This is a genomic window from Bacillus sp. V59.32b (genome assembly GCF_003429085.1).
In the GTDB taxonomy this organism is placed as follows: domain Bacteria; phylum Bacillota; class Bacilli; order Bacillales; family DSM-1321; genus Peribacillus.
The window spans coordinates 18765-36201 of the sequence record NZ_QVTC01000009.1 but is presented as its reverse complement, the minus strand read 5'-3'; the positions used below and the strand labels follow the sequence as shown (position 1 = coordinate 36201).

Annotated in this window: 19 protein-coding genes; 11 read left to right on the top strand and 8 right to left on the bottom strand. The window is 41.9% G+C overall.

The features are described 5' to 3' along the window. The first annotated feature begins 139 nt into the window (after positions 1 to 139). The 3 genes from D0463_RS02615 to D0463_RS02605 all read left to right on the top strand — a co-directional run bounded on the left by D0463_RS02615 (position 140) and on the right by D0463_RS02605 (position 4089). Positions 140 to 1288, top strand: coding sequence for a thiolase family protein (locus D0463_RS02615; protein ID WP_117304749.1), 1149 nt, complete (start codon positions 140 to 142; stop codon positions 1286 to 1288). 26 nt (positions 1289 to 1314) lie between these two features. Continuing rightward, positions 1315 to 2877, top strand: coding sequence for a fatty acid--CoA ligase (locus tag D0463_RS02610; RefSeq protein ID WP_117304747.1), 1563 nt, complete (start codon positions 1315 to 1317; stop codon positions 2875 to 2877). Between the two features lie 696 nt (positions 2878 to 3573). Beyond that, positions 3574 to 4089: a DoxX family protein gene (locus D0463_RS02605; RefSeq protein ID WP_117304745.1), complete on the top strand. Its 516-nt coding sequence runs from the start codon at positions 3574 to 3576 to the stop codon at positions 4087 to 4089. 50 nt (positions 4090 to 4139) lie between these two features. Here the strand turns inward: D0463_RS02605 and D0463_RS02600 are convergent, their stop codons facing one another. From D0463_RS02600 to D0463_RS02590, 3 genes are all read right to left on the bottom strand, one after another. Next, complete coding sequence (locus D0463_RS02600; protein WP_117304744.1) at positions 4140 to 4328, bottom strand: YfhD family protein; 189 nt, start codon at positions 4326 to 4328, stop codon at positions 4140 to 4142. A gap of 106 nt (positions 4329 to 4434) precedes the next feature. Next, the gene (locus D0463_RS02595) at positions 4435 to 4560 is read right to left on the bottom strand and encodes a YfhE family protein (RefSeq protein ID WP_117304741.1); all 126 of its coding nucleotides are present in this window, start codon (positions 4558 to 4560) and stop codon (positions 4435 to 4437) included. 82 nt (positions 4561 to 4642) lie between these two features. After that, the gene (locus tag D0463_RS02590) at positions 4643 to 5557 is read right to left on the bottom strand and encodes a TIGR01777 family oxidoreductase (RefSeq protein ID WP_117304739.1); all 915 of its coding nucleotides are present in this window, start codon (positions 5555 to 5557) and stop codon (positions 4643 to 4645) included. An 87-nt stretch (positions 5558 to 5644) separates the two neighbouring features. Here D0463_RS02590 and recX point away from each other — a divergent pair, with 87 nt between their 5' ends. Then, on the top strand, positions 5645 to 6445 hold the full coding sequence (recX, locus tag D0463_RS02585) for a recombination regulator RecX (RefSeq protein ID WP_117304737.1): 801 nt from the start codon (positions 5645 to 5647) through the stop codon (positions 6443 to 6445). Here recX and D0463_RS02580 read toward each other — a convergent pair. Next, a complete protein-coding gene (locus D0463_RS02580) occupies positions 6438 to 7115 on the bottom strand; it encodes an SDR family NAD(P)-dependent oxidoreductase (protein WP_117304735.1) in 678 nt (225 codons plus the stop codon). The two genes, recX and D0463_RS02580, sit on opposite strands and share 8 nt — an antisense overlap. Positions 7116 to 7165: 50 nt before the next feature. Here D0463_RS02580 and D0463_RS02575 point away from each other — a divergent pair, with 50 nt between their 5' ends. Further along, positions 7166 to 7486, top strand: a complete 321-nt coding sequence (locus D0463_RS02575; RefSeq protein ID WP_117304733.1) for a YfhH family protein — start codon at positions 7166 to 7168, stop codon at positions 7484 to 7486. Positions 7487 to 7587: 101 nt separating this feature from the next. Here D0463_RS02575 and D0463_RS02570 read toward each other — a convergent pair whose 3' ends face one another. Beyond that, complete coding sequence (locus D0463_RS02570) at positions 7588 to 7752, bottom strand: small, acid-soluble spore protein K (protein ID WP_117304731.1); 165 nt, start codon at positions 7750 to 7752, stop codon at positions 7588 to 7590. A gap of 117 nt (positions 7753 to 7869) precedes the next feature. On the opposite strand from D0463_RS02570, the gene D0463_RS02565 reads away from it, so the two are divergent. Then, entirely contained in the window at positions 7870 to 8136 is a 267-nt protein-coding gene (locus D0463_RS02565) for a YfhJ family protein (RefSeq protein ID WP_117304729.1), read from the top strand. 82 nt (positions 8137 to 8218) lie between these two features. On the opposite strand, the gene D0463_RS02560 is transcribed toward D0463_RS02565, so the two are convergent. Beyond that, complete coding sequence (locus D0463_RS02560; RefSeq protein ID WP_117304727.1) at positions 8219 to 9199, bottom strand: metal-dependent hydrolase; 981 nt, start codon at positions 9197 to 9199, stop codon at positions 8219 to 8221. 304 nt (positions 9200 to 9503) lie between these two features. Here D0463_RS02560 and mutY point away from each other — a divergent pair, with 304 nt between their 5' ends. Continuing rightward, positions 9504 to 10619 carry an A/G-specific adenine glycosylase gene (mutY, locus tag D0463_RS02555; RefSeq protein ID WP_117304725.1) on the top strand — a complete coding sequence of 372 codons (1116 nt, stop codon included), beginning with the start codon at positions 9504 to 9506 and terminating at the stop codon, positions 10617 to 10619. Between the two features lie 1166 nt (positions 10620 to 11785). On the opposite strand, the gene D0463_RS02550 is transcribed toward mutY, so the two are convergent. Next, positions 11786 to 12010, bottom strand: a complete 225-nt coding sequence (locus D0463_RS02550) for a hypothetical protein (RefSeq protein WP_117304723.1) — start codon at positions 12008 to 12010, stop codon at positions 11786 to 11788. Between the two features lie 86 nt (positions 12011 to 12096). Here D0463_RS02550 and fabL point away from each other — a divergent pair, with 86 nt between their 5' ends. The 4 genes from fabL (at position 12097) to D0463_RS02530 (ending at position 16163) form a co-directional block, all read left to right on the top strand. Next, on the top strand, positions 12097 to 12846 hold the full coding sequence (fabL, locus tag D0463_RS02545) for an enoyl-[acyl-carrier-protein] reductase FabL (protein WP_117304721.1): 750 nt from the start codon (positions 12097 to 12099) through the stop codon (positions 12844 to 12846). A gap of 246 nt (positions 12847 to 13092) precedes the next feature. Continuing rightward, positions 13093 to 13347 carry a YgaB family protein gene (locus D0463_RS02540; protein ID WP_117304719.1) on the top strand — a complete coding sequence of 85 codons (255 nt, stop codon included), beginning with the start codon at positions 13093 to 13095 and terminating at the stop codon, positions 13345 to 13347. A 447-nt stretch (positions 13348 to 13794) separates the two neighbouring features. Beyond that, positions 13795 to 14322, top strand: a complete 528-nt coding sequence (ntdP, locus tag D0463_RS02535; protein ID WP_117304717.1) for a nucleoside tri-diphosphate phosphatase — start codon at positions 13795 to 13797, stop codon at positions 14320 to 14322. Between the two features lie 92 nt (positions 14323 to 14414). Continuing rightward, positions 14415 to 16163, top strand: coding sequence for an ABC transporter ATP-binding protein (locus D0463_RS02530; RefSeq protein ID WP_117304714.1), 1749 nt, complete (start codon positions 14415 to 14417; stop codon positions 16161 to 16163). A gap of 110 nt (positions 16164 to 16273) precedes the next feature. Here the strand turns inward: D0463_RS02530 and D0463_RS02525 are convergent, their stop codons facing one another. Beyond that, entirely contained in the window at positions 16274 to 17374 is a 1101-nt protein-coding gene (locus D0463_RS02525) for an FUSC family protein (protein WP_117304712.1), read from the bottom strand. Positions 17375 to 17437: the final 63 nt, after the last annotated feature.

Here is a 17437-nt window from a genome sequence, read left to right as displayed (position 1 = left end):
TAAACGAGCACAAATTCAGATAAACGAGCACAAATTCAGATAAACGAGCACAAATTCAAATAAACGAGCACAAATTCGAATAATCGAGCACAAATTCAGATAATCGAGCACAAATTTTTTTAATAGAGAGGAAGATTCTATGCGTGAGGTAGTCATTGTTGAAGGAATCCGTACACCGGTTGGGAGAAAGAACGGGGTGCTTAAAGACATCCGCCCTGATGATTTGGCAGCGGAGGTTTTAAAGGAATTAGTGAACCGCACCGGCATAAAGCCAGAAATCATCGATGATGTCATTTTAGGCTGCGTCAGCCAGGTAGGTGAGCAGGCTGGTGACATTGCGAGGGTAGCTGCTTTAATCGCCGGATATCCGATTGAGGTTCCGGGTACAACGGTTGATCGTCAATGCGGTTCAAGCCAGCAAGCCGTGCATTTCGCAGCACAGGCGATTCTTTCAGGAGATATGGATGTAGTGGTCGCCGGCGGAGTGGAAAACATGACCCGCGTTCCGATCGGTTCCAGCTATCAAGGAGCAGGCTTGAGCGAGAAATTAACAGACCGCTATGAAATGATTCATCAGGGTCTGTCGGCTGAACGAATTGCCGAGAAATATAGCATAACCCGCGAAGAATGCGACCAATTTGCTTTGGAAAGCCATCAGAAAGCTTTGCGCGCGCAGGAAGAGGGGCGTTTCGAACGTGAAATCATCCCGATAACAGGTAGCTTGGATGGGGAAACGGTTGAAATCCGTCAAGACTCCGGGCCGCGTAAGGGGACTTCCCTGGAAGCGCTGGGCGGGCTTAAAACCGTATTTAAAGAAGATGGCCTGATTCATGCAGGAAATTCAAGCCAAATCAGCGATGGTGCAGCTGCCCTTTTATTGATGGAACGAGGCAAGGCAGAGGAGCTGGGCTTAAAGCCGCGTTTCCGAGTGCATACGAGAGTGGTGGTTGGTTCGGATCCAACCCTGATGCTTACAGGACCGATTCCGGCTACGGAAAAAGCGCTTGAGAAATCAGGTCTTTCCATTGATGACATTGACATATTTGAGGTAAATGAGGCGTTTGCCCCTGTCGCCCTTGCCTGGTTGAAAGAGACCGGGGCAGATCGGGAAAAGCTGAATCCAAATGGCGGTGCGATTGCGCTTGGCCATCCACTGGGAGGAAGCGGTGCCAGGTTGATGGTAACCATGATGCACGAACTGGAGCGAACAGGTGGACGCTACGGTCTGCAAACAATGTGTGAGGGTCACGGCATGGCCAATGCCACGATCATTGAACGTATACAGTAATCATGATATTGAAGGAGGGAACGAATATGTCAACAACAATTGGAAAGATTTTTGATTTGACGGTAAAAAAATTCCCCAACAAAGAAGCGCTTTATGATGAGCGTAGAAATGTCCGCTATACGTATCAGGAATGGAATGAGAGAGTAATATCTCTTGCAAATGCTCTATTGGCTGATGGCGTTAAAAAAGGCGACCGCGTTTCCACATATTTATATAACAATGAAGAACTTGCCACTGCTTTTTTTGCTTGTGCGAAGATCGGTGCCGTATTCAACCCGATCAACTTTCGCCTGATGGCAGAAGAGCTCGCCTATATTTTAAGTGATGCCCAGCCTAGCGTCGTTCTTTTCGAAGAAGCTCTCGAATCAACAGTAGCTGATGTAGAAAGCCGTTTTCCCGAAACCGCCTTTTGGTTTATTGATGAAGATACTCCTTCATATGCGGCCAATTATCAAGAAAAAATGGCTGCCGCACCTCTGCGAAAATTGACGGATGACATTAAAGAAACCGATCTTTATGCGATCATGTATACGAGCGGAACAACAGGCAGACCAAAGGGCGTTCTGCATTTGCACCGGGACATGGTTGAGCAAAGCATGATTTTGATTAACGGCTGCAAAAACAACAGTACGGATGTCGGATTGATTACCGCTCCGATGTTCCATTGCGCTGAACTGCATTGTGCTTTTCTTCCGCGTGTTCATGTCGGTGCAAAAAACGTCATTCTTCACCAGTTTAACCCGAGAAAGGTATTGGAATTAATTGAAGAAGAAGAGATTACTAAGTTTTTTGCAGCTCCTACCATGTGGAATATGCTCCTCCAAGAAAATCTGGAGGAGTACAATCTTAAGAGTCTTAAGCTCGGTTTATACAGGGCTGCCCCAATGGCACCTGCTTTAGTGAAAGCATGTAAGGAAAAATTGGGTATCGACCTGGCCCAGGCATACGGAATGACGGAAATGGGACCGGCGATAACGGTCCTTTCAGAAGAGGATCAAATCAGAAAGGCAGGTTCAGCAGGTCAGGCTTGTTTGAACCATGAAATCATCATCGCCCGGCCTAGAGAGGATGGTCCATCTGATCCGGATGATGTGATGCCGCCAGGGGAAAATGGAGAAATTCTCGTGAAGGGACCTTGTATGATGAGCGGTTATTTCGGGCGTGAGGAAGCAACTGAAAATGCCCTTTACAAAGGATGGTACCATTCAGGCGATATCGGTTATCTTGATGAAGAAGGATATTTATGGGTGAAGGACCGTGTAGATGACATGATTATCAGTGGTGGAGAAAATGTCTATCCTAGAGAAGTAGAAGATACTCTTTACGAGCATGCGGGAGTTCTGGATTGTGCTGTCCTCGGTCAACCCGATGACCATTGGGGTGAAACCGTCACTGCTTTCATTGTGGCTAAGAATCCTGATTCCGTAACTGAAGCAGAACTTGAAGAGTGGTGTAAAAACAGCAAGACACTAGCAAATTATAAACGTCCGAGAAAGTATATTTTCTGCAATGAGCTTCCAAGAAATGCGAGCGGCAAGATTCAAAAATTTTTGCTGCGAAAGCAATTGGAAGACATGTTTTCTGTGTAAATCAGTAAGATAATTCGGTCGAAAGCAGCCATCATGGAAGAGGGGCTGCTTTTTTTTCTTATCCTGTTACACAAGGCTGGTCCTGCCGGATGCTTGGATTGGTATAACCGTATTTGTTCCGGTAGGACAATGATATTAATCATCCGGGGTTTTTGATTTAAACGAAAAATCTTATGATTCAAACGAAAATTGAGTCGATTCAAACGAAAGTCCTTCCCATTTAAACGAAAGTCAATTTAGCACCTCCCTCTCGAATTCAAATCTCCAAATTCGCGAATCTCAGCAGACTAATCTATCCACAGTTGCAACCAATGAATAACAGGGACAAAAACCACTTATCCACATAATCCACATAGTTATCCATATTTTCTTGGGGATAAAAGAGGATCTATAAATAGCTAAATGAAAGGCTTTTCGCAAAATAGTCCACATTATTCACATACCTGTGGATAACTTGTGAATGATGACAGATTAAGGAGTAATTTAAAATGTGAAAATATTGTGAAAAGGATTGCATATTAAACAGTGGGGGAGTATTATAAAAGTGTAGAAAAGATAGTGAAAAGCTTCACAAACTATCTTGCTTCTATAAAACAGCTGGCTGTAGATTAATCTAATTAAATTTTTTTAAGAACATTTGTGAATAATTTCACAAGAAGCAATCATATTTTATAAAAAAATTAGGAGATGAGTGAAATGGAAGTAAATTGGAAAAACGGTCCGATTATTAGTGGGTTTTGGGCGATATTAAGAATTTGGTTAGGTATTCAATGGTTAGAGGCAGGATGGCATAAAGTGATGGATGGATTTGACGCGGGAGGCTTCATGCAAGGGGCTATCGCGCAAGCTGGCGGAGAACATCCGGCAGTCGCAGGCTGGTATGCCGCATTCCTGGAAAACATAGCTTTGCCGAACGCTGGAGTATTCAGCTTCCTTGTAGCATGGGGAGAAGTGCTGATCGGTATTGGATTAATCCTTGGTGCAGCCACTATTCCAGCACTTCTTGCAGGAGCATTCATGAACCTTAACTTCATGTTAGCAGGAACAACCAGCACAAACCCGGTTCTTTATACAGTAGCAATCATCCTTCTCTTTGCAGGAGCAAGCGCTTATCAATATGGTGTAGACAGATTTGCCATTCCTTACATTAAAGAACATGTTGGGAAAGGGAAAGGTACTGGCAAGTTTGATCGTAAAGCAGCGGCACACTAAAAATATAAAATGTTAAAACAGGGAGAGAATTTTCTCCCTGTTTTTTCGTTTTACTTATTTTTTTGACTTTTTGCGCGTCGGTCAGCTGAATCAGAACGGGCCATCGCTTCTAAATCTTCATGGTCCGCAAGGTCAGCGGAGAATTCGACGTCAAGCCCATCTCTTTTTAAATCCTTCGGCACTTGTGGAAGTTTTTGCTTATTCTTATCCCGGTTGTGGTGAATATTGTTTCTGCCCATGTCAGCCGCCTCCCAAGAAATAATAAGAATGACTCGTGAAGGGTGAGTCATACAGTATTATTTTTCACGGAAGGAGTCACATTATGTATGCAAAATAGACTGCATATTAAATTTTTCCTCTTTTCATAGTATACCCGGCCGCACGGTCAGCTTTTTTGAATTCGCGCGCATAAAGGACTGCCTGCGTGCTAGTCAGCGTGTTTCTCATTTTCTCCCGTTTCTTATTATCCATCGTTCGTCAGCTCCTTAAATCAGTATATCCCCATTTTTTCCTTACCGGCTAATTCCATACCTTAGCAAAAAAAATAAACCGGTTATTGCCGGTTTACTAAAAGATCTTCGAGTGCAGAGGATAAATCAGGATAGCTAAATTCAAAATGATGACTTAACAGCTTTTCAGGAATAACCTTTTGTCCTTCCAGAACTAACACGCTCATTTCGCCAAGTAACGTACTAAGCATAAATGCCGGTACCGGGAACCAGTGGGGTCTATGCAGCACTTTTCCGACAGTCCGTCCAAATAAGTCCATATGTACCGGGTTAGGCGAGGTAAAGTTAACTTGTCCCTGTATGTCTTGATGATTCATACAAAAGATTATGGCACGAGTGACATCTTTGATATGAATCCATGACATCCATTGGCGGCCGCTGCCAATTTTACCGCCCCCAAAAAGCTTATAGGGCAAGACGATGCTTGATAAAGCTCCTTCTTTTTCCCCAAGGATGACACCGAACCGGGTTAACACGATCCTCTCCGTATAGGAACTAGCTTTCATCGCCTCTTTTTCCCAAAGTTGTACCGTACGGGACAAGAAATCGTCTCCGTCGGAAGCGGTCTCCTCGGTGTATGTGTTCACTTCAGAAGTTCCATAATAACCAATTGCGCTGGCGTTTATTACGGTTTTGGGTTTCTTCTGCAGCTGTGATAGGATACGCACCATTTCTTTTGAGGATTGCATCCGGCTTTCGACAATTCTTCGCTTGCGATCATCTGTCCAACGTCCGCTGTTCAACGATTCTCCAGATAGATTCATGAAAACATCAATGCCTTCCAAATCCTTTTCCGGATGTGATCCGTCCCTCAGCCACCGTACATAGCGGACAGCATCATCCGGTATGTGCTTATCGGGATTTCTCGTCAGGATATATACTTCGTGCTTTTCTTTTAGAAGTTCACCAGTTAAAGCAGTACCGACAAATCCGCTGCCACCGGCAATCGCGATTTTCATGAAAATCCCTCCTTCATAAAAGTATTTCGGTTTTTTATCCAGATAACCTTCTTTTAGATGTGTTACATTATTAACAGGGGTGATTTTATGCCGCATATTACAAAAATAACAACTCAAAAAAAACGCAAAGATCGCTATAATATTTACTTAGACGAAGAATATGCCTTTAGTGTTGACGAAGAAGTCCTTCTTAAGTTCCAGCTGAAAAAGGGGACAGACATCGACGAATTCAACCTTGCAGATATCCAATACTATGATGAAATACAAAAAGCCTTTACGCTCTCATTAAATTATTTATCGCATCGAATGCGATCGGAATCTGAGATCCGAACGTATTTAAAGAAAAAAGAGATGGTAGAGCCGGTTATCCAGGAGGCAGTCCATAAACTGTACAATTATAACTACTTGGACGATTTAGCATTTGCCGAAGCCTTCGTTAGAACACAAATCAATAGCGGAAATAAAGGACCAATCATCATTCGACAAGAATTGAAGGAAAAAGGAGTCAGTGAAAAAAACATCGACCAGGCCTTACTCCAATATCCTTTTGATATTCAGGAAGGGCACGCCCGAAAAATGGCAGAAAAATCAATTGCAAAAGAGAAGAATATCTCTGAACGAGCATTAAAGCAAAAACTGGAACAAACCCTGCTACGCAAAGGGTTTTCTATGGATGTCATCACAGAGGCATTGCTTAACGTAAGCTTTGAAAAAGACAGTGATGAAGAATGGGAATCCCTTTGCCATCAGGCTGATAAAGTAAAGCGACGACTGCAAAAATACACAGGCTACGAGTATGAACAACGTATGAAGCAAACCCTATTTCAAAAAGGATTCCCTATTGACTTAATCGACCGGTATTTATCTGATCGTGATGAGCTTATGTAAGAGATTCAATGATGATCTCTTTTTCCTTTTGATAGCCATCAATGATTAGTTGAGCCACCTCTTTGGCAGTTCTAAAACGGGATTTATCTTTCACATGATCACTGTAGTCCCAAAAAGGTGTATCCATGCCGCCCATATAAACACCTGTAATCGAGACAGCCGTATCGTCGTATTCCTTTTGTAGGCTTTCTGTAAAGCCTCTGATGGCGAATTTACTGGCACAGTAGACAGCCTCATGTTTTTTGCCGCGCAAACCGGCAGTGGAGATGATCTGAATGATAGCGCTGTTCTCCTGCCGCTCTAAACAGGGCAGCACGGCTTGAGTCAGTTGGATTGTCCCGATTATATTGGTGTCTATCATTTCTCTCCATTCTGTATCCGGCATCTTTTCGAATGGTCCAAAATAGCCAACTCCGGCATTATTGATTAAGATAGAAATGGAGTAGACAGCCGCCAATTCAGTAACGAGGCGCTTGATTTCTCCATTATCAGTAAGATCAAGGATAAAGCTGTCGGCGCTTCCGTTTACATCATGAATTTGTTTTTTTACAACTTCCAGTTTATTTCGGTTTCGGCCGAGCAGAATGATATGATAGCCCTGTTTTGCGAATCCTAGAGCCAGTTCCCTGCCAAGCCCGGAACCTGCGCCGGTAATCATAACTGAAGACATCGTGGGACCTCCCTGGGTGATTATTTTTTAGAAAAATAGAGGTGCTATAAATGAATGATATAAGATACAGCAAAATGACACAATATGAATTGAATCAGGAAATCGCCTCGCTTAAAGAAAAGGCTCGAAAAGCGGAACAGCTTGGAATGGTCAGTGAATTTGCCGTGCTTGAACGGAAGGCTGTCATGGCGAAAGCCTATTTATTGAATCCTGATGATTTTAAATCAGGTGAAATTTATCAAATTGAGGGGGACCCGGGCTCCTATTTCAAAGTGGATTATTTAAACGGAGTGTTTGCTTGGGGCTTCCGTATGAATGGCGATGGCAAAGAAGAGGCGCTTCCGATTTCGATGCTCACGGAACTTAAATAATAAAAAAACAGCCGACACTACTGGAATGAATGATTCCTGTAGCGGCTCGGCTATCTCAAAGGTTACAGTATCTTCTCACAACAATTAAAGCAGGCACCAGTCTAAAGTGTATCGGAGGTTCGGTGGTTTGATGCCCGCATTCTTTCCTGAGGATGGGTGTTTATCGATCCGTCTGTCCGTTTCGAATTGTACTCGGCTTTAGCACGAGGTTCTCCCTCGAATTTATTGCCGTTTTGATTTGGGAAGTTTCTCGCTTTATTCCTCATTGTTTCCCTCCTGAAACCGATGTACGAGCGCGCGTTTCCGCGCATTACTAGTATGGGTAAAAAGGGTAGAAATATGATGTGCCGAATTCATCAAAAAATGGCAAAGGAGTGATCATCATGAATGAACATCATGAAAGGCTGACAGATTTATTATTAGAAAAAAATAATACGATTACTTTTGAAACGGCCCGTACCTGGATTGAGCTTTTGTGGGAGGATTTTGAAGCAACCTATGCGAAAGCAGGGCATGAGTATGCCGGCCCGGAAATGACAGCACGCGTCGTGAAACAATGGATCGAAAATTACGGAGAGAAGCTGCATGAGTTTGTGGAAAATAATTCAAAATATAAACATCTATTAAATAAAAAAGAGGATCTCCATTGAAAAAAGCTGGCCTCCGATGATTATCCTGATTAAAGCAGGGAATCAGGGGCCAGCTATTTTATTTTCAGGAATTTTATAGATGTTATCCCGGTAAGATATCTAACTTTTTACGAAGTTTTGCTTCACTGAAAATCCAGCCGGTATAGGAATTCGTGATTTTTAAGTCACGGTCGAGCTGCACGACAGCGACAAATGGATAGTAACCGTTGCTTCTATACCTCAGGTCGATAAAGCGAACCTCGTAAGAATCGTCTGACATATCGATTTCCCAGCGATACACCGGGGAAAAAGAAAGGAAAGCCGCCAGATTTTTGTCATGCTTTGCGGCATCAAGAACAGGGCTTACCGGCAGTGGTACGCGTTCAAATTTGTCAAGGATGGTCACATATCCGTTGCTGGCTCTTGCGACGTAATAGTGTTTTTCTGTAATGACGGCAACCTTCCAGTTGTGGTACTTCATCGTAGGTAACATGATAATTTTCCTAGCCTCGGGTATTTGTACCTTAACAGACGCCTTGATAATATGCTGTTCTCTGAAACGGGCAATGTAGTAAATAAGCAAAATACCATAGATGGATAAGAATGTATACCCTGGCGGAAAACCGAAGCCCCATAAAAGCAATCCTGCAACATGGATACCGAAAATAAAAGGATCAAAGGTATTAATGACTCCAAGTGCCACCCATCTTGACGAAATCGGACGAATAGCCTGAGTGCCATACGCATTGAATATGTCCACGAAAACATGCAAAAATACAGCAAGAAACGTCCAAATCCAAAGGTGGAATAAATCGGAAGCCGGAAAGAATACGTAAATCGTACCGGTAATTAAAAGCGGCCATAAAAGAATTGCCGGCAATGAATGGGTAAGCCCCCGGTGATTCCGTATATAAACTGCATTATTTCTTAATTTTAAAACCGTATCTATGTCGGGAGCCTGGGAACCAATAATCGTACCCGCCAGAACGGCTGTTGCGGTAATAGTACTGTCTGCTACAGCGGGATCTAAAGTTGCGAGTCCTCCAAGTGCAATTCCCATGACAAGGTGAGTACCAGTATCCAAAAAGCTTAAACCTCCTTTGGAATCTACTTCTAAGTTGTGTAAGACAATATAAAAGAGACATATGACTCAATCATAAACCAAAGCTGTGGATGGACCAAAATAAATTACTTTACTTATATTGTCACGTATTACAATATTGATGATGGAACGGATCATTTACTTTATGATTCTTAGGTAAAGATGGTATAGATATTTTTCCTGAAAAGATTGGATTTCAACCATTGTCCTATTAGTTTATCGAGAAATTGAACTTATAAGTATATTCCCTTCTTTGATACGATTTTAACATCCGGAGGAACAAAACGTGAAAAAATATGAAATTCAAAATTTGCCCAAGCTTCATATAAAAAATTTCCGGAACGATTTAATTTCCTGGTTTGAGCAGGAGCAAAGAGACCTACCGTGGCGAAAAGACCAGGATCCTTATAAGGTGTGGGTCTCTGAAATTATGCTGCAGCAAACAAGGGTGGACACGGTCATTCCTTATTTCAACCGATTCATTGACTGGTTCCCAACCCTTGATGAATTTGCAGAAGCCGATGAAGAGAGAATTCTTAAAGCGTGGGAAGGATTAGGATATTACTCAAGAGTGCGAAACCTCCACAGCGCTGTAAAAGAAGTCCGCGAAAAATATAATGGAATTGTACCAAATTCTCCGGAAGAAATCTCAAGATTAAAGGGGGTCGGTCCCTATACGGCTGGTGCAATTTTAAGCATTGCTTACGGAAAACCGGAGCCTGCCGTAGATGGAAACGTCATGCGGGTATTATCAAGGATCCTTTTAATCGAAGAGGATATCGCGAAGCCGAAAACCCGGAAAATCTTTGAAGATGCGGTAAGAGAACTGATCGACCACGATAATCCATCGTTTTTCAACCAAGCTCTTATGGAGCTTGGAGCATTAATCTGCACTCCCGGTGTGCCCGCTTGTCTGCTTTGCCCGGTTCGCGATCACTGTGTTGCTTTTCAGGAAGGGATGCAGGCGAAGTTACCGGTTAAAAACCAAACGAAAAAAAGCAGGAACGTTCAGCTTGTGGCCGGCATTCTTACAAATGAAAAGGGAGAATTCTTAATTCATAAACGTCCAGCTACAGGACTGCTCGCTAATCTATGGGAATTCCCCAACTTTGAAATCCATAATCAGCTTTTGACAAAGCGCGAATTTTATCAAGAACAATTTGAAGGGGAATTTGGAGTGAAACCTGATATTGGCGAGTTTATCGTTAAGATAGATCATGTTTTTTCTCATCTGGTTTGGGATGTCGATACATTTTCGGGGAAGCTGGAAGCGGTAATCTCGGAAGATGTGATGTCACGCAACAAATTAAAATGGGTTGGCATCAAGGAGATGCAGGCCTATGCATTTCCTGTATCGCACCAGAAAATGTTTGCGGCTTACAAATCCATGAAGGAAACGTAAACAGTCAATTTTCGTATGTGCCGCAGGACAAAACACTGCGGCCGATAGAATGGATCAGAATTTATGGAAAGTACAGTGGTTTATGGCGATTATTGAAGTTTACGAGCGATTACAGGAATTTATGATCGATTATTGAAATTTACGAGCGATGGCAGAAATATATGAGCGATTATCGGAATTTACGAGCGATTATCGAAATTTATGATCGATTGTCGGAATTTACGAGCGATGACAGAAATATATGATCGATTGTCGGAATTTACGAGCGATGGCGGAAATATATGATCGATTGTCGGAATATATGAGCGATGACGGAAATATATGATCGATTGTCGGAATATATGAGCGATGAGAGAATATACGATCGATTGTCGCAATATATGAGCGATTCCAGAAATATATGATCGATTGTCGGAATTTACGAGCGATGGCAGAAATATATGATCGATTGTCGCAATATATGAGCGATGCCAGAAATATATGAACGATTATCGGAATTTACGAGCGATGCCAGAAATATATGAGCGATTATCGGAATTTACGAGCGATGGCAGAAATATATGAGCGATTATTGGAATTTACGAGCGATGCCAGAAATATATGATCGATTGTCGGAATTTACGAGCGATGGCAGAAATATATGAGCGATTATTGGAATTTGCGAGCGATTATCGAAATTTATGATCGATTGTCGGAATTTACGAGCGATGACAGAAATATATGATCGATTGTCGAAATTTACGAGCGATGACGGAAATATATGATCGATTGTCGCAATATATGAGCGATGACGGAAATATATGAACGATTATCGGAATTTACGAGCGATGGCAGAAATATATGATCGATTATCGGAATTTACTAGCGATGACGGAAATATATGATCGATTGTCGCAATATATGAGCGATGAGAGAATATATGATCGATTGTCGCAATATATGAGCGATTACAGGAATTTACGAGCGATGGCAGAAATATATGAGCGATTATCGGAATTTATGAGCGATGCCAGAAATATATGATCGATTATCAGAATTTACGAGCGATCCCAGAAATATATGATCGATAACGTAAATAAATGAGCGATGACACAAAAATACGAGGGATGACACAATTTATAATCGACTATCAAAATTTACGATCACGATGTTTTAGCGAACAAAAATCAGTCGTAGCTGACTTCACTTCCATGCGTATAATCCGCTTCATGCCGGTTCAGTCCGCCGCGGTTTTCAATTTCTTTAACAATTTCGCGGTGGATGGTCTGTCCTTCTTGGTTCAAATAAGGTACCATTTGTTGCAGGGAGTGATGAAAATAGGCAAGTTCGCTTTCTTCCCACTCAGATTTTGCTACCATTGAAAGTTCCGTCATATCACGGCCTACATACATACATAAACACTCCTTTTCTTTTCGCTTTATTTTTCATTAGAAGAACGTACTTTATTCATTATTTCAATTGAAAGGATGACTGACACATGTCACAGAAAGTAGCTTTAGTTACCGGCTCAAGCCGTGGAATTGGACGACAGACGGCTTTGCGCCTTGCAAAAGAGGGATTTGATCTTGTAATTAATTATGCCCGCAGTAAATCAAAAGCTCTCGAAGTCGCTGAAGAGATTGAGGCTCTCGGCAGAAAGGTGCTTATTGTGAAAGCCAATGTCGGGGATGTTTCCAAAATAAAAGCGATGTTTGAACAAATTGAAGAATTTTATGGAAGATTGGACGTCTTTGTTAATAATGCGGCATCAGGTGTTTTGCGTCCTGCCATGGAATTGCAGGAAACACATTGGAATTGGACAATGGATATCAACAGTAAAGCATTTTTGTTTTGTGCTCAAGAAGCAGCCAAACTCATGGAAAAGAATGGCGGAGGGAAGATGGTGAGCATCAGCTCATTGGGCTCCATCCGGGTCCTGGAAAATTACACGACTGTCGGAGTATCGAAAGCGGCATTAGAAGCACTGACCAGATATCTGGCCGTTGAATTATCACCGAAGAATATATGCGTGAATGCCGTTTCGGGAGGAGCCATCGATACAGAGGCATTAACCCATTTTCCAAACCGTGAAGAGCTATTGGCTGATGCTGCGCAAGCCACACCGGCAGGCAGAATTGTTGAAATGGAAGATATGGTGAATACGATTATGTTTTTGATCTCGGAACAATCAAGTATGATCCGCGGGCAGACCATCATCGTTGATGGCGGACGTTCCCTGCTCGTCTAGCATTGAGTTCAACAAGTAAGACAATAAAACCGGGACAAGCTGAGCAAAACAAAAAGTAACTCATATACCACGAAAAGGCACCCTGCAATGGGTGTTTTTTAGGTTTTTTGGAGTCATTGATTTTCCTTAAGCAACTCATTCGACAAAACTTCTTCCAACTCAACAATATAAGTCAAAGGAATAGTCCTGCTTAACAAGAATACATAGACAAAGAGAGGAAAATACCAATTGGCGAGGTGCGAATAGATGGAAGAGTTTGATCGGCTCATAAATGAACAGTTGAAAACAATGGAAAAGCTTTTGTTCTTGCAATCAGAAATTGAAAGATGCCAGGAGATTGAACAACAGTTGCGGACCTTACAGGAACAGACGGAATTGGAGTCGATCAACGAAGAAATCGTTAGGATGAAAAAAGAGCTGTCCATGATTCAAGATACGTTTGAACAGCAAACCGATGAAGTAATCCGGTATTACCAAGAAGGTCAAGCAGCGCTTCTGTAACGGGTGGCTATGTTATATATATCGGCGCATTTAAGTCTAGGTTCCTACAAGACCAGAGAGAAAGCAAGCTTTCTCATAGTCTCGTAGGAACTTAAGCTACCCTTTAGCTTTGCTGAGAGGCATGAATTCAAGGTTTCAAACGAATGAGCCCAAAATGCTTTTTTAACAATCAAGTTTACATAGCCATTCAAATGAAAATGATTCAACGATCAGGGTTAATCTGGTCAGTGATGCTCGAGAAGTCTGAACGTATCATCCTTTTCCTTTCAGGATAGGATCATACAAATACAGCCTTTTTGGAGATTTCCACTGTCAGGTTGACCCTTTTGTTTTAAATTTAGGGATAGGCTATAATAAAGAAATAGAAAAAAGGCGAGCTTTATTCATTTGACACGTACTGGAAATTGATTTTTTATAGCCGTCGTACAGAGAAAGTAGGGAGAAAATATGGGGATTCCCACTGAAGGAGGAAAAATCCAAATTCACAGCTATAAACACAACGGGCATATCCACCGGGTCTGGGAAGAAACCACCGTTTTAAAGGGGACGCAGAATCTTGTCATCGCGGCAAATGATCGGACCATGGTAACAGAATCGGATGGGAGGACATGGATAACCAGGGAACCGGCGATCTGTTATTTTCATTCAAAATATTGGTTCAATGTAATCGGAATGTTGCGGGAAGACGGGGTTTACTATTATTGCAATATTAGCTCTCCGTTTATCTGTGATAATAATGCATTGAAATATATTGATTATGACCTGGATATTAAGGTGTTTCCCGATATGACTTTTAATTTATTGGATGAGGATGAATATGAACGGCATCGGAGAGAAATGAATTACCCCGAAGTCATTGATAAGATTCTATACCGGAATGTCGATTATTTGATTTATATGATTCGCCAGCGGAAAGGGCCTTTTTCCGCAGAATTTATCGACTCGTGGTACGAACGCTATTTAACCTATCGTTAATAGTTGAGAGGAGAGGCCTGTTGTCACACCAACAGGTTTTTATTCTGTTTTAAATGTTTCAAAATAATATTATTCAAAAACGGGGGATTTATGTGGACAGCGTAAGAAGGTATCTGCAGTTTGTGAAGCCGTACAAATGGCAAATCATCGGGACGATCTGTATCGGCTTGCTTAAATTTACCATTCCACTGTTAATTCCTATCTTAATTAAATATGTTCTGGACGATATCGTGAATAACGATGATATTTCAAATGCAGTGAAAACGGAGAATCTTTTTTGGGTAATGGGAATTATGCTCTTCATATTTGTCGTGCTAAGACCGCCAATTGAGTATTACCGCCAGTATTATGCGCAATGGACCGGAACGAAAATCATCTATGACATTCGTAATCAGCTTTTTACACATATCCAAAAGCTCAGCTTTAAGTATTATTCCAACACTAGAGTCGGTGAAGTCATTTCAAGGGTTATTAACGATGTTGAGCAAACGAAGAATTTTGTTATTACAGGATTGATGAACCTTTGGCTTGATATCGCAACGATTATTATTGCGATTGTGATTATGCTGACGATGGATGTTACTTTAACAATTGTTTCGTTAGTCTTGCTACCGTTTTATGCGTTTTCGGTCAAACATTTCTTTGGAAAATTACGGGCAATCACGAGGGTCCGTTCCCAGGCACTTGCGGATGTCCAAAGCCATCTTCATGAACGGGTGCAAGGGATGCCTGTCATTAAAAGCTTTGCGATTGAGGATTATGAGCAGGAGCGGTTTGATAAACAAAATAAAAATTTTCTTAATAAGGCACTAGAGCATACGAGCTGGAACGCAAAATCTTTTGCCGTTGTGAATACAATAACGGACATCGCCCCGTTACTTGTGATCGGATATGCCGGCTATCGGGCCATTCATGGTGATCTGTCTATCGGAACGATGGTCGCCTTCATCGGTTATATAGATCGGCTATATAATCCATTACGAAGGCTCGTAAACTCGTCGACGACGATGACCCAGACGATTGCTTCGATGGACAGGGTATTCGAATTCATTGATGAGAAATACGATATCGACGATAAACCGAATGCAAAGGAACTTACGCATGTTGACGGAAACGTCCGCTTTGAGAATGTGACGTTTGCTTACGATGAGAAGGAAAATGCTGTTTTGAAAAATGTTAACCTGGATGTTGAACAAGGCGAAACAATTGCGCTTGTCGGTATGAGCGGCGGCGGCAAATCCTCTCTTGTCAGCTTGCTTCCCCGTTTTTATGATGTAAACGAGGGGCGAATTTTACTGGATGGCACCGATATTCGGGAATTTAAAGTGCGCAGCTTGCGTGATAAAATCGGAATGGTGCTCCAAGACAATATTTTATTCAGTGAATCCGTCATTGCGAATATCTTAATGGGAAATCCAGAGGCTTCGAAGGAAGAAGTAATCAAAGCTTCAAAGGCAGCCAATGCCCATGAGTTCATTATGAATCTCCCGGAAGGCTACGAGACAAAAGTGGGAGAGCGGGGCGTCAAGCTTTCCGGAGGACAAAAACAGCGTGTGGCGATAGCGCGGGTGTTCTTGAAAAATCCGCCAATCCTTGTAATGGATGAGGCCACCTCTGCCCTTGACCTCGAGAGCGAGCATCTTATCCAGGAAGCACTCGAAAAACTGGCCAGGGACAGAACGACCTTCATTGTAGCCCACCGTCTGTCAACGATCACCCATGCTGACAGAATCGTTCTGATCGAGCATGGAGAGATAGCTGAAATGGGGACGCATGAAAAACTGATGCAAGAACAGGGACATTATTATAAGCTATTCCAGGTTCAGCAGCTTGATTCATGATTGTAAATTAATATGTTATAACCTTTAAAGAAAACTCGCCGATTGGCGCCAAAGCGGAGATTAGACGTAGGTATAATGAAAAGGCAGTCCCAATAATTCGGGACTGCCTTTTAAATATCCTCAATATTTTCTTTAACCGACACTTCATTTTCATCTTTATGGAAGGATTGAAAGCTATTAATTAGCTTTTCAAGATGCTCTAATTGTTCATCATACTCGATAATTGCTGAGATTAACGGGAGCAGGCGTGTTGGCACATTTTCTTCGTCTTCTTCACTGGTATGTTCCATTTTTTTGATTTGTGTAAAGAAAAAGGACAGGAACTCGTTTCGGCTCAAAGATTGACCATTGTATTCGTCTATGCAGCTGACGATTTTGATTTTCCCGATATACTTTAACAATATCTGTTCATGCTGGTGGATTAAAGAATCAAGCTGCAGCTGGATTTGTGTTTGGAAGTCTTCAGGCATCAAATTAATTTCATTTTCAAATTTATGAATTCGTTTTAATGTTTCATAGGCTTTCTTAGTTGTCGTGATCATTTGCCTGTAAACGACCAGTTTTCGTGATTTAGAAAGGCTTTCTTTCTTAAAATAATCACGTTCTTCCTTAAACATGGAATACGTCTGTTCAAGCTTTAAAAGGGTATCCTTGATCCGGCTGATATCCTTTTTCAGCAAGGTATGCTCTGAAGCATGCCTTGTACTTATACGGATCCATTTGAAAATATCTTCCGTTACGTTGTTAATTCGATTATATAGCTTTGTTTCATATTTTGGCGGAATAAAAACAAGATTCACGATAAACGATGAGAGAATCCCGAGCAAAATAGTAGAAAAGCGGATCATCGAGAACTGCAGGAAATCTCCTTGCTGGCTTTCCATGATGGCAATAACCGTTACAATGGAAAGAATGAGACTCTTTTCCATGTTCAGCTTCAAATTGATCGTAATGACAATGACAACAGCCAAACCGATAATAAAGATATGATTGCCAAACAACAGGACGAACACAACAGCTATAATCGCTCCAACCAGATTGCCTTGTATTTGTTCCATGACTGATAGGTAGGAGCGGTAAATGGTTGGCTGTATGGCAAATATCGCGGCAATTCCGGCAAATACCGGAGCAGGCAGCTCTAGAAGTTGTGCCAAATAAAGAGCAAGAACAATAGCGATTCCCGTTTTGATTATGCGGGCACCAAGCTTCATAAGTAAGACTCTTCCTTTCTTTGACAGATAGGAGGTATCCACTTTCCTATCTGCACCAGCAAC